Here is a 13012-nt window from a genome sequence, read left to right on the forward strand (position 1 = left end):
GCTATGAGAAAAGAAATAGGATGAGGAAGCCGCAAGCAGACACTATTTATTTGAAGTCGAAACCGATCAATCTATTAGTATGGATACAGGGTCCTGATACGCCCGATTTGATTGTTTCCTACTAATGACATATGCTCTTTGATTTCCCCGGGCCGGGCTGACATAATATACACTTCATCTGATAAGTAAATCGCTTCATCTATATCATGTGTAATAAAGAGGATCGTTTTTTGAAAATCACCCCATAGGTCAAGGAGCCATTCCTGCATAACCGAGCGAGTTTGTGCATCCAATGCCCCAAATGGTTCATCAAGCAAAATAATATCCCGATCATATAAAATCGTTCGTAATAAAGCAGCCCGCTGTCTCATCCCTCCGGAAAGCTGGGGTGGATAGCTTTGCTCAAATCCACCGAGCCCGTATTTCTCTAATAGCGGAATCGCAGCCTCTTTTGCTTCTTTTTTCGAGACCCCTTTTAACTCCATCCCAAGGATGACGTTATCCACAATGTTTCTCCATGGCAGCAATAAATCTTTTTGAAGCATGTACCCGACGGTTCCAGCCATCCCATTTACGCTTTTTCCATTTACACGAATTTCTCCGGTGCCTGTTTGCATCAATCCAGATATAATGTTGAAAAGAGTGGATTTTCCACATCCACTAGGACCAATGATGCTCACAAAACGATGATCCCCGATTTTCATGTTAATATTAGAGATCGCTGTCGTTTTCTTATCCCGTCCAGATTCAAATACTTTTGTGACATCTTTCAATTCAAGCTTGTACTCTGTCATATGATTGATCCCTCCTTGTTATTTGTTAACTAAAGAATATCAATTCTGGCAATCATTCAGTTATCGCATTTGAATATGAGAGAATATCTGACAGATCCCACAAAAAGACGAATGATTATGGTATAAAAGCATAGGAAGTTTCGTGTAGCAGTTTATTGAAATTGATTGTTTCGAGTACCCTATGAAACAGCCCCTACTTTGTATGTTCAAATTATTTGAACAATAACAGCTTCTGCTATCCGTATAGAGTGACCCTGGCTTATGGATACAAAAATGGAACCTGTCTTTTGAACAGAGTCCATTGTTATCTGCTTCCTCATCCTTAAAAAAGGGATGAGGAATTACTAGAGAACTAACTTTTAATGAAATACGGCGATTTTTAAGCACTAACCCCGAACAAAGACCATCAGTTATCTTTGCCACTAATGATATTCCTGCGCTTCTCATGATAGATGCTGCACTAGATTTAGGACTCAACGTACCGGATGATTCAGCTGTAGTCGGTATTGATGATTTATTTTTCGGGACTTTATGTAAATATTGTCTAAAATCCATATTAATAAAAATGGCCAGCCGGTTTTTAATCGGCTGGCCATAACGGATTTGATTTATAGAAATATCTTGACCCATCCAAAAAAGGAAATCCATAAAGGGATGCTTAAGACAATCCCCCATTGCAGGCCTAAAAACAAATTGCCCTCTTCGTAAAAATTATTCAAAGGATCCAGCTCCCTCCTGAATTGAAAACGCTTTCTATAGTATAGCCCGCTTATGACTTGCTTATACATAAAAATATCTTTTTCAACCACTGAATTTTCTGAATATCATTTCCGAAAAGAATATTTTCATTTATGATTATTAACGCTATCATTTGTTAAAAGCCATTATTTAACGTACAGTGACTTTTACATATATCAAAACTAAAAAGTGGAGTTGGGTATTATACATCAATCCAAAGAGCTGTCTACCTCTTTTATCGAAAACAACCGGGACCCGATTCTTCTGTTGGATTTAAAAGGAACGGTCATCCTGGCGAATCGTGCATTTTCACATATGCTTGGCTGGCAGAAAGAGCATTTAGAGGGACTTGCTGTCCTTCTATTCCAGATCATTCAATCGAACAAATGAAGGACTATCACTACCGTGTTGTCACAACGCCTCACCTTTCTCAAGCTGCAGCACACTCCAATATGTCGATGCTGGAAACGATTCGAATTTCAAATGATGGGAAAGCCTATCATATGATGCTGTCCATTACACCGATTTTTGATTACGAGGAAAGAGTAAGCAATTGGGCTGTTCATTTACGGGATATTACCGCCCAAAAAGAAATTGAAAAAAAGCTGCTGCGGGCCGAAATACTCGTCTCAGCCGGAAAGATGGCGGCCGGCGTTACACACGAAATCAGAAATCCGCTCACATCGTTAAAAGGACTTTTGCAGCTTATGCGTGCAGAAGGGGAATACAATCACGATTATGTCGCCACAATGGCAAAAGAAGTGAATCAAATTGAAACATTTGTAGACGAAACCTCTTTGCTGGCAATGCCGGAAGCCCCTCCATGTAAAATGATAGACTTGAACCCGCTGCTTCACAGCGTCATTTCACTATTGGACACACAAGCGATCATGAGCAACTTCGTGTTTACCTTCAAGCATGATCCGTTGCCGCCTGTTTTATGCAATGAGGAAAGCATAAAAAAAAGCGTTCTTTAATATTCTCCAAAATGGGATTGAAGCCATGCCTTCAGGCGGAACTCTTTATGTCCGCACAAAATTGCGCAGCGGCAACATTCAGATTGACATTATTGATCAGGGTATAGGCATTTCGGAAGAACGGCTCCCGAAGCTGGGCGAGCCTTTCTACTCCAACAAAGAAAAAGGGATCGGCCTCGGGTTAATGCTGACCTATAAAATTATCGAACAGCACAACTGGCATATCCATATGCAAAGCCAGGTCAATCATGGAACGAAGATCACGATTTCAGTGCCCCTGAACTAAATGACTATGTTACAAAAAAAGATTCGACTGGATTTTTACCGGATTCTCAGGTATGAAGGCTGGTTTATCCAATCTTTAGGCTTTGTTCAGCCTTCACCACTCTCTATCCAGCTAATTTTATTAAAAATCCAGCTATAAATAATCTGTCTTCACTGTTAAGACTGTTCCTTCTTTTACTCTCCAGTCCCAACGCAAAAAGACCGCTTATCCCCAAGCGGTTCTGCTTCTTATAATGATCTTATTGGCCCGTACCGTATTCGTATATATACAAGCCCCGGCCTAATTTTTGAATACGATCAAACTCGGGTTCCAGAGCATTCATGAAGGCGCTCATGTTTGAAATCTTCTTCCCCGTTTCCTGCTCCACAAATCGCTGAATTTCAACTGCGCGAACCGGCACCTTTCGTTCTTTTAAATAAGCAACAATCAACTCTCGTATCGCACTTACTCTTCCCAGTGAGCGCCGTGTTTGTACACGTCCTTCCTTTTTAGGACTCACACCGTTTTCCAAATCGTGCAGCCTGCTTAAAAGAATCTCCCGTTCCGCATTTAATTCATCTATCACTCTTTTTTCTGTTTCCCTTAACTGACGTAACCGCATCTTTATCGCTTGTCGTTCATCAAATACATCGTTCACAATTTTCGTGTTTCCTTCCTATACAATATCAGTTGAACTAACTGTAAATTTCATTATATTCCATATTATACTACACAATAATACCCATAGCACTATTAAAATACTGAAAAATAATAAGTTTTTTAATTTTTTGTACCTATGATAAAAGAATTATAAAAATTCCTTTGAATAATTCTTTACTATCGCATTTTCTTATTTTTAAAATAGACTCTTAACAGAATTTTTTAATAGAATATTATTTTTTTAATAACCACACTGCTGCACTACATGAGATATAGAAATTACTCAAAATAAAAATCTCAAGATTATGACAGCTGAATTTGAAAATACATCGGATGCTTTTCATGTACTAGGTGATACACAAGCGAAAAGGGCTGCCTCTTGTCGGAGACAGCCCTTAACACCTTTACATAATCTTCGTTTTATCCGCAGCACCAGCCGTCCGGTTCATTTCTTCCCGGTCTTGTCTTCAGCCATCTCTTCCACCGTCTTCACCCGAATGCGGGCGGCGCCTTTTGTGTCACGTGTCGGCAGCAGCGGCCCTTTCTGCAGCCTGCGCTCAGCTGCTTCAATTTCTTCCCTGTATTGAGGTAGCCACTCGGCCTGAGCAACTAACATCTCATCGACCATTTTCCAGATTTCGTTCGGGTTGCACACGGCTCCGACAAGCGGGTCTATCATCATCGCCTGGCGCAATAGCTGGTCATCGCCGCTGATGGCTGCTTCTACAGCCAGCCGCTGAACGGAGATACTGACATTGCACACGGCCGCACATCCAAGTGGCAAGTCCCCGACTGTTGGCATGCTGATTCCATTTCCATCAACGTAGTCAGGTGCTTCAATGATGGCATCATAAGGCAAATTCGCAATGATCCCATCGTTCGGCATATTAAAATGGCCTCTGTATGTTCGACTTTATAGAGAAATTTATTTGCCAATTAATCCATGTGCTTTCAAGTCTTCTATTAACGCTCGGAACGCTTGCGCAACCTCCTGCGTAGTTGCAGTGGATGTATTGAATCCACTTCGGCTGCTTGTTCCCAAAGGAGTTGCCCAACCGTCGATTCTCTCACCAATCACTTTATTGTCCCCTACCCTGAATTGCGATTTTGCTTTCACTGTTCCATTATCCCATACCTCGAAAATAGGCGAAAAAGCAGAATCTAACATAACCCAGTCATTTTCGGACATCGATACGCTCTTTTTAAAGTCAGGATTAGAAGCATTAATAAAGTGCATTGCTCCCGCATACACGCTTGGCGACAAATAAAAACTTCTTCCTGTCGTTGGTGTCGATAGGGTCACACCCGCAATTAATTTATTAGCATCATTCGTTAAACCTACAGGCGCATCAATATTGTCGAATTTAATATTTTCCAGAACAGGATTTCCGTCAATATTAAACGCTTCTTTATATGGGATTGGCAGATTTTCGGCCCCAAAGTCTTTTACTTTTGTTTTAAATCGGAATCCATGCGGGAGGTAACTGTTATTGAAATACGCTTGAGTTACGTTGTTAAGTTTAACAGAATTAAAGCCGTTCGCCGCTTTAGCAGCAACCCAAGCATTATTCACTCTTACATTATTTACATTTACAAAAGCTAGTGGTTCTTCAGTTGTATTGTCACCGCCGCCCCCTGTTAAGTTAACTACAATGGTTGAGCCATTCGGGTTGTTTGAGTGTGCGTAGATACTGTGCTTTGAGTAAAAGCCTAATACATTGTATAAATAGAAAGCGCCTACGTCCTCCTCCGTCGTTCTTTCGATTTCGAGTAGAGCTAACGCCTTTTTTACACCTGTTCCGTAGGCATTTGAAATCTCAAATTCTGCACCGCCATCACCTTGAATATAAATGCCACTGGTGCCGAATTTATATATTTTTAATTGATCCAGATGGTTATTATAGGAGTTTTGATATTTAATACCATATTTACCCCCTACTGATTTAAAACGTTGAATTACTTGGTCACGTACTCTATTACAATTCATCCCTGTAACATTCGGCTTGTCTGTCATATCCAGAAATATGTCGTATATCTCAAATGTATTAGGCGTAACAAAATCAGCATTTAACATGGTCGCCCCGTCTAGTAACGGTTTTAAAGTGGCATTTTTTCCTTCTATGACCAATTCAGGCGGGATTTCTAGTGAATGAATCGGATAAACCGTTCTGGGATGGAGACGCAATGGAACTTTTTGATTTACTGCTTCATTAATTGCATTCTGGATAGCTTGCGTCTGGTTAAGTACACCACTTGCATCACCAGTAGCTCCAAAATCTTCAACATCAATCCAAGTATCCGTTTTTCTTTTTAATATCCCCACAGTATTTGTGTTATCAGCCAACTCTTTTTTTAACATGTCGATTTTTTCAGAAACCATGTTTCCGTCTTTATCTATAATGATGGTCGAGCCAGCCTCTCCAACTTTATAGCCTAAAAAGAATGATAATATCCACAGGAGAAATTTCACTAAAAAGTTTCTTCGATTCACTATATCCGCTCCTCACAAAATTATACATTTCTTCATTGACAAAACAGACAATTATTTCACTATAAATTCAAGTAAGCATCATTCTTTATCGACCCAGCGCCTCTTCAATAGCCGCAGTTTCCTCCGCGGTGAAGCGTGAATACGCGACCCGCAGTGCCTTTACTTCCTGCTCCGGCGTCAATCTGGTCGCTGCGACCTGATTATATCAGGCAACTTCTTCGGCTTGAGATACAGTAAACTACAAAATACAAACCTGCTTATTTTGACGTATGGAATATCAGTTTTATATATAGCAAAAAAGCCGGACGCCCAAAAGCGCCCGGCTCCCATTATTTCTTCACAGCTTCACAATGCTGTTCGACTTCTTCCCATGTCATAAAGATTCGGACAATATCTTCCTCAACAAGATCCGTCCCCGTCTGCACTTCCACAAATTCCAAATCCGTCAATGCTTTAATCCCATGTTTGTCTCCAACAGTAATCTGAAGTACATCTCCCGGCTTAACAGAACGAATTTCATCATTCAGCGCAAATTCACCTTCGCCTTTAATAATTTTCCATACTTCACTGCGGAATGAATGCTTTTGATAGCTCAAGTTTCTGCCGGCTGTGACTCCGATGCGCTTTGTCAGCACTTCCTGGCCGTAATCAAACTTCACATGATCCAGCACGCGATACCATCCCCAGCGGCGCTCCTCATACATCGGACGGTTATCAAAAATGCCAATCAATTCTTTAATTTTAGGGCTCTTCTCTTTATCTGCTACAAGAATTCCATCCGGGCTTACCGCCACAACGACATTCGATACACCAAGCACCGTTACCGGAATGTCAAGTTCATTAATTAAATGCGTATTTAGTGATTCCTCGCACACCACCCCTTTACCGATCTGTTCCGATGCCATCTCTTCTGTCAGTGTGTTCCATGTGCCAAGGTCTTTCCAGTAGCCATCATAAGGAATGACCACAATTTTATCTGTTCTTTCTACCACTTCATAATCAAAACTGATTTTTGGAAGCTCAGAATACTGCGCCAGTAATTCATCATACTCAAAAGGGAGCCCCTTTTCTTTCAAAATGGAAACCAAATAGCCTAATTTAAACGCAAATACACCACAATTCCAAAGAGCCCCCTGCTGAATAAGTCCTTGCGCCGCTTCTTCGTCTGGCTTCTCCGTAAAACGATTGACTGAGCAATAATCACTGACTCCTTTATAACTGTCCGGAACAATGTATCCATATTTAGAAGATGGAAAAGTCGGCTCCACTCCTATCAAAGCAAGATCTGAATTACTTGATTGCAGAGCAGACTCCAAATCCTTTATACGGTCAAAAAAACGGTCCTCTACATATGGATCAACCGGTAAGACCGCCACCACTTCATCAAGTCTTGCCTGCCCCATACTATATAAAAAAGAAGCCGCTAATGCGATCGCAGGAAACGTATCGCGGCGGCTTGGTTCAATAATTAATGGCACCTCGGACCCCAATTGGCTATGAAGCATATCTACTTGAGACTTACTTGTCGCAATAACTGCAGAATTCTGTAAACCAACAGATTCAAGCTGTCCCCAAATGCGCTGGACCATCGATTCCAGTTGATTTTCTTTCCCTGTCAGCATCTTCAAAAACTGTTTTGAACGCGAATCATTGGACAATGGCCATAACCGCTTTCCGGAGCCACCTGAAAGTAAGACTATCTTCATTAGCAATTTCCTCCTTGTCTAATTTCCAATTATTTAAGAGTTGTTTATGAAGCTCATAGTATAATTCTTCGATTTTCTTATGTGGATATTTTAAGAGTACTTTTTTGGCGTTGTTTCCATGAGTATGTCGTAAATCTTTATTAATCATTATGGAATCGATGAACAGCATCAAGTTTATATTTATAAAAAATATCAACAAGATTTAATTTTTATGTGAAAAATGGCTATTTATCATTTTTCACATATTAACTAATAAATTAAAATTTTTATTTAATTCTTCAAGATTTATTTAAAACAACATACGATTCATACACCATAACTTTTATCTTTTAAATTTTAATCATGAAGCATGAAACGCATTTTTAAATAGAAATATTTTAATCTTATTCGCCAATCTTTATGTGTTTTATTATAAAAAAACATAAAATTTTCAGGTTCTTTTTTCAAAAAATAATATTCGGCATATAACTTGTACACATAACCTGCTGCTTTTCTTAATGTTTTGTCTTTATAGATTCCTTGATTTTTGAAAGAATTAAGTAAATCGAGTCTAGAGTCAGCTACTTTTATTATGTTTGCTGGATTGTTACTCATGGAATTATTATGAACCCTATATCTTACTAGATGTTCTTTGATATAACCTACCAAAAAATGCTGAGAAATTTTCACCCACATATAATAATCCTCAAAATAATATTTATCGGAGTAGCCTCCTACTTTTTTAAAACATTCTTTCCGAATGCAAACAGCTAGAGATGGAATGAAATTATCAACAATTAAAATATCTTTAACATCGCCGGAATAATGCTTTTGTTTTTGTGAGAGGCTTCTACTGATAAGCCGGAAAAGATGCTGCTCTTTAAGAAATTCATATTTTTATACCTGACCGTATTGGTTAATAGCTTCAATAATTCGCTTTGTATCTTCAAGTGATTGAACAGGAGAGATTGGCAGACTCAATACTTCGTTGTGAATTTTTTCCGAGATTGGGTATTTATTTTCTTTCCACTCTGTGTATGCTTGTTGCTTGTGAGGTGGAATAGGATAATGAATAACTGTCTGTATTCCTTTATCTGTTAAAAACTTTTGAAGACGATTACGTTCCTTTGTTCTGATTACGAATACATGCCAAACATGTTCTTCAGCATTCTCAGGAGCTGTTGGCAAAATAATTTCTTCATTATTAATAAATTGATGGTATCTATCCGCGATCATTCTTCTCGCTTCATTTTCCTGATCCAAGTAATTCAGCTTTACCCGTAACATTGCTGCCTGCATTTCATCTAAACGATGATTATAGCCTTTGTATAGATTTTCATATTTTTTATGAGAACCATAATTTCTAAGCGCAGTAATTTTCTCGGCCAGTTCAGAGTCGTTTGTTGTAATAGCACCTGCATCGCCTAACGCACCAAGATTCTTTCCAGGATAAAAACTAAAGCCTGCCGCATCCCCAAGATTCCCTGTTCTCTTGCCTCTATATCTTGCACCTTGGGCTTGAGCTGCATCTTCAATTACCTTTAATTGATAACGGGCTGCAATATCAGTAACCGCATCAATATCGGCTGTTTGTCCATATAAATGCACAGCAAGGATTGCTTTCGTTTTCTCAGTGATCTTTTCTTCGATTTGCTTAGGATCAATGTTATACGTATTTGAATTAGGCTCGACCAAAACTGGAGTTGCGCCAACCTCAGAAATTGCTAGAATTGATGCAATATACGTATTTGAAGGAACAATAATTTCATCACCTGCACCGTAACCATACGCTTTTAAAATCAACTTTAATGCATCTAGGCCATTGCTTACTCCTATACAATGTTTAACGCCACAATAGGCTGCAAATTCTTTTTCAAAGGCTGCAACTTCCTCGCCAAGAATGTACCAGCCGCTATCGATTACTCTTCCGGCAGCTTCTTTTAGTTCTTCTTTGTATTGTTTATTAATCTCTTTTAAATTTAAAAAAGGAATCATTAATATCATTGCTCCTCTAGGCCTGTATTATTCAATAAACTGATTTTATCTTTATGGCTTTCTTTACAAGAAAAACAATATAAATTATCGTCTAATTTTTTTCCGCATTCACAAACATATCCTTTAAATACAGCGGGATTGCCATACCACTGTGTACGAGGTGGAATATCTTTTGTTACAACGGATCCTGCGCCAATCATTGCGTATTCCCCTATTGTACTACCAGCCAAAATTGTTACATTAGCTCCGATAGAAGCAAATTTTTTAATAACTGTTCGTTCAAATTCTGCAGGGTACCTTTTAGAACGGGGCCTGAGGTCATTGGTGAAAACTGTACTTGGACCTATAAAGACATTATCTTCTATCGTGATACCATCCCATAAATGCACCCCTGATTTAACAGTCACATTATTTCCTACAACAACATCATTTTCAATAAAAGTAAAATCATTTAAATTACAATTTTCACCGATTTTTGCACCAGATAAAATATGAGAAAAAGCCCAAATAGTAGTACCTTCCCCGATTTGGTCTGTTTCTACAATTGCTTTCTCATGCTTAAAAAAAGAATTATTATGTTGATTCTTCTTTGTTTGTACATACTCTATAAACTCTTCGTAATCCCTTAAGTAATCATTTTCATCATAATAATCACTTGCTAGTACCATTAAGACACAATCATCAGAAAATGAATGCATTTCACGCCAGATGACATTTTCTAAAAGTAGTCCTTTATCAGGGCTGTCAAGTTCTACTTCTACTTTTTCAATACCGTCATCCAAAACAACTTTACAAAAACCATTTACACAAACAAGAATTTGCTGTAAGTTTTTATGTGCATGAAATCCTCGTGGAAGAGATGTTTTCAAATCATACATATAATAAACACGTTTAACTTCAAAAGGTATGTTTTTTAGAGATTCTAAGGAAATTAAAGAACCTCTTTCATCCCCCATTATCGGAAAATCTACTATATAATTTTTCATTTTCCGACTCCCGCTTTTTCATATTGATTAATATACCAATCAATCGTTTTTACAATACCTGTTTCAAACGTTTCCTTTGCTTCCCAGCCAATTTCTTTTTCCAGTTTTGTTGCATCAATCGCATAGCGAAAATCGTGTCCAGGACGGTCTTTTACAAACGTAATTAATTCTTGATAGCTTTTTTCTTTTGGAACTCTTTGATCCAAATATGAACAGATCGTTTTTGCGATTTGAATATTCGTCCTTTCGTTTTTGCCGCCAACAAGGTATGTTTCTCCCGCCTTGCCGCGATGAAAGGCAAGATCAATTGCAGTGCAGTGATCTTTTACATATAGCCAGTCACGAATATTTTTTCCATCACCGTATATCGGCAGCGGTTCCCCTTGTAAAGCTTTTCGGATTAATGTCGGAATTAGTTTTTCATCATGCTGCTTAGGCCCATAGTTATTTGAACAATTAGTAGTTACAATGTTCAATCCATAAGTATGGAAATAACTGCGAACAATCATGTCTGAACCTGCTTTGCTGGCACTATACGGACTATTAGGGGCGTATGCTGTTTCCTCTGTAAAAAAACCTGTTTCTCCTAATGTGCCATAAACTTCATCAGTGGAAATGTGATGAAATCTTGAGTTTCTAAATTCTTCTTTGTACCGAAATGGTTTTTCCATCCAATGATCTTTTGCTGCTTCAAGCAAATTTAATGTGCCAAGAATATTCGTTTCTGCAAAAACAGCCGGATTCTTAATAGAATTATCAACATGAGATTCTGCTGCAAAGTGAATGACATCTTGAATATCGAATTTACCAAATAATCTAAAAATAAATTCTTTATCCCGAATATCACCTTTAACAAACGTGTAATTTGGTTGTTGCTCAAATTCTTTTAGATTTTCTAAGTCCCCGGCATAGGTTAATGCATCTAAAATAATGAGATGATAGTTATCATACTTATTCAAAAAGTATGAAACAAAATTTGATCCAATAAACCCTGCTCCGCCTGTTACTAAAATTGTTCTTTTTGTCATAGCACGCCTTCTGCAATCCACGATGAGTGTTTTTCTTGCGCAATGTCTATTAAATACTGACCATATTCATTTTTCTTTAATGGTTCAGCTAATGCTAATAATTGTTCTCTACTCATGTAATTCATTCGATAAGCAATTTCCTCTAAACAAGCAACTTTAAAGCCTTGGCGTTTCTCTACTGTTTCTATAAAATTTGATGCCTCTAATAATGAGTCATGAGTCCCCGTATCCAGCCATGCAAACCCGCGGCCCAGCAATTCTACTTTTAACTCTTTCCGCTCTAAATATTCTTTATTAATGTCCGTTATTTCCAATTCTCCCCGTCCAGAAAATTGAATATTTTTAGCAATTTGAATTACCTCATTATCATAGAAGTAAAGACCTGTAACGGCAAACTCTGATTTCGGGTTCAAAGGCTTTTCTTCAATTGATATTGCATTGTATTCACGGTCGAATTCCACTACACCAAATCTTTGAGGATCCTTGACTCGATAGCCAAAAACAGTAGCGCCCGTTTCTTTTTGAGCAGCTTTTTGTAAGATAGAGGTAAAGGATGAACCAAAGAAAATATTATCCCCTAAAATTAAAGAAACATTATCATTCCCTATAAATTTCTCACCGATAATAAATGCTTCAGCGAGTCCATTAGGGTGCTCTTGAACTTCATAACTCAAAGAAATTCCAAGTTCACTTCCATTGCCCAGCAACTTCTCATATAAAGGAAGATCAGAGGGTGTAGAAATAATCAATATTTCTTTAATTCCAGCCAACATTAAAACTGAAAGCGGGTAATAAATCATCGGTTTGTCAAATACAGGAAGTAATTGTTTGGATACCGCTCGTGTAAGGGGATATAGTCTTGTTCCACTTCCCCCAGCTAAGATAATTCCCTTCATAAAAAAGACTCTCCTTTTAACCTATAAAATTTTGTTTTCGAACATAACAATTTTTTGAATTACTCAAGAAAGGTCATAATTAAATAAATGGTGACTTTTCTTGAGTAATTCAATATTCAAGTAAAAATTAGGCATCTAACCAATCCTCACACCCCACGTTTGACGACTGGCGTCTAAGCGCTCCGTTTCCTGGAACACCACCGTGTGGCCGAGTGCCTCCATTGATAACGGTATAGGAGACATTACCGATGTTGATAAAATATAATGATAAGTTGTGGGCGTCGGATGCAATAAAATGGGTTGAATTTGCTTCGATCAGCTCCTTGGCCAATCTCTTAACTTTTTTCCGGCTCGCTTCGCCATCTCGATGCTTTCCTTCAAGTACTATTCACCGTCATCTAAACCCGGAAGTATATATGGCAATTAAGAACAATCACTTTTGCATTATAACTGATTTTCACGAGTGTTGTTCTTTATAAAGAACATGTATGCCTGTT

13 protein-coding genes and 1 pseudogene are annotated in these 13012 nt (G+C 38.3%); 4 read left to right on the forward strand and 10 right to left on the reverse strand.

Annotated features, from left to right (window positions below; translation table 11 throughout):
* Positions 1–74: 74 nt before the first annotated feature.
* A complete protein-coding gene (locus NLX67_RS03000) occupies positions 75–794 on the reverse strand; it encodes an ABC transporter ATP-binding protein (RefSeq protein WP_254310325.1) in 720 nt (239 codons plus the stop codon).
* A 367-nt stretch (positions 795–1161) separates the two neighbouring features.
* Between NLX67_RS03000 and NLX67_RS23165 the strand changes: the two genes are divergently transcribed.
* The 4 genes from NLX67_RS23165 to NLX67_RS03015 all read left to right on the forward strand — a co-directional run bounded on the left by NLX67_RS23165 (position 1162) and on the right by NLX67_RS03015 (position 2795).
* Positions 1162–1392 (forward strand): substrate-binding domain-containing protein, encoded by a 231-nt coding sequence (locus NLX67_RS23165; RefSeq protein WP_375143347.1) that lies wholly within the window; start codon positions 1162–1164, stop codon positions 1390–1392.
* Between the two features lie 335 nt (positions 1393–1727).
* Complete coding sequence (locus NLX67_RS03005) at positions 1728–1922, forward strand: PAS domain S-box protein (RefSeq protein ID WP_254310326.1); 195 nt, start codon at positions 1728–1730, stop codon at positions 1920–1922.
* Complete coding sequence (locus tag NLX67_RS03010) at positions 1919–2509, forward strand: histidine kinase dimerization/phospho-acceptor domain-containing protein (protein ID WP_254310327.1); 591 nt, start codon at positions 1919–1921, stop codon at positions 2507–2509. Before NLX67_RS03005 ends, NLX67_RS03010 begins: the two co-directional genes overlap by 4 nt.
* A gap of 25 nt (positions 2510–2534) precedes the next feature.
* Positions 2535–2795 carry an ATP-binding protein gene (locus tag NLX67_RS03015; RefSeq protein WP_254310328.1) on the forward strand — a complete coding sequence of 87 codons (261 nt, stop codon included), beginning with the start codon at positions 2535–2537 and terminating at the stop codon, positions 2793–2795.
* Positions 2796–3033: 238 nt separating this feature from the next.
* On the opposite strand, the gene NLX67_RS03020 is transcribed toward NLX67_RS03015, so the two are convergent.
* The 9 genes and pseudogenes from NLX67_RS03020 to rfbA form a co-directional block, all read right to left on the reverse strand.
* Complete coding sequence (locus NLX67_RS03020; RefSeq protein WP_254310329.1) at positions 3034–3432, reverse strand: Rok-like winged helix domain-containing protein; 399 nt, start codon at positions 3430–3432, stop codon at positions 3034–3036.
* Between the two features lie 406 nt (positions 3433–3838).
* A pseudogene (locus NLX67_RS03025) lies at positions 3839–4344 on the reverse strand (family 4 glycosyl hydrolase); the annotation flags it as partial.
* A 15-nt stretch (positions 4345–4359) separates the two neighbouring features.
* Positions 4360–5925: a hypothetical protein gene (locus tag NLX67_RS03030; protein WP_254310330.1), complete on the reverse strand. Its 1566-nt coding sequence runs from the start codon at positions 5923–5925 to the stop codon at positions 4360–4362.
* Positions 5926–6254: 329 nt separating this feature from the next.
* Positions 6255–7631, reverse strand: coding sequence for a sugar phosphate nucleotidyltransferase (locus tag NLX67_RS03035; RefSeq protein ID WP_254310331.1), 1377 nt, complete (start codon positions 7629–7631; stop codon positions 6255–6257).
* A 336-nt stretch (positions 7632–7967) separates the two neighbouring features.
* A complete protein-coding gene (locus NLX67_RS03040; protein ID WP_254310332.1) occupies positions 7968–8306 on the reverse strand; it encodes a hypothetical protein in 339 nt (112 codons plus the stop codon).
* Positions 8307–8507: 201 nt separating this feature from the next.
* The gene (locus tag NLX67_RS03045) at positions 8508–9605 is read right to left on the reverse strand and encodes a DegT/DnrJ/EryC1/StrS family aminotransferase (protein WP_254310333.1); all 1098 of its coding nucleotides are present in this window, start codon (positions 9603–9605) and stop codon (positions 8508–8510) included.
* 5 nt (positions 9606–9610) lie between these two features.
* Entirely contained in the window at positions 9611–10591 is a 981-nt protein-coding gene (locus tag NLX67_RS03050) for a WxcM-like domain-containing protein (RefSeq protein ID WP_254310334.1), read from the reverse strand.
* Complete coding sequence (gene rfbB, locus NLX67_RS03055) at positions 10588–11619, reverse strand: dTDP-glucose 4,6-dehydratase (RefSeq protein WP_254310335.1); 1032 nt, start codon at positions 11617–11619, stop codon at positions 10588–10590. Before rfbB ends, NLX67_RS03050 begins: the two co-directional genes overlap by 4 nt.
* Positions 11616–12515, reverse strand: coding sequence for a glucose-1-phosphate thymidylyltransferase RfbA (gene rfbA / locus NLX67_RS03060; RefSeq protein WP_254310336.1), 900 nt, complete (start codon positions 12513–12515; stop codon positions 11616–11618). Before rfbA ends, rfbB begins: the two co-directional genes overlap by 4 nt.
* Positions 12516–13012 lie beyond the last annotated feature (497 nt).

The sequence above is a fragment of the Domibacillus sp. A3M-37 genome (assembly GCF_024213455.1).
GTDB classification, from domain to species: domain Bacteria; phylum Bacillota; class Bacilli; order Bacillales; family Domibacillaceae; genus Domibacillus; species Domibacillus tundrae.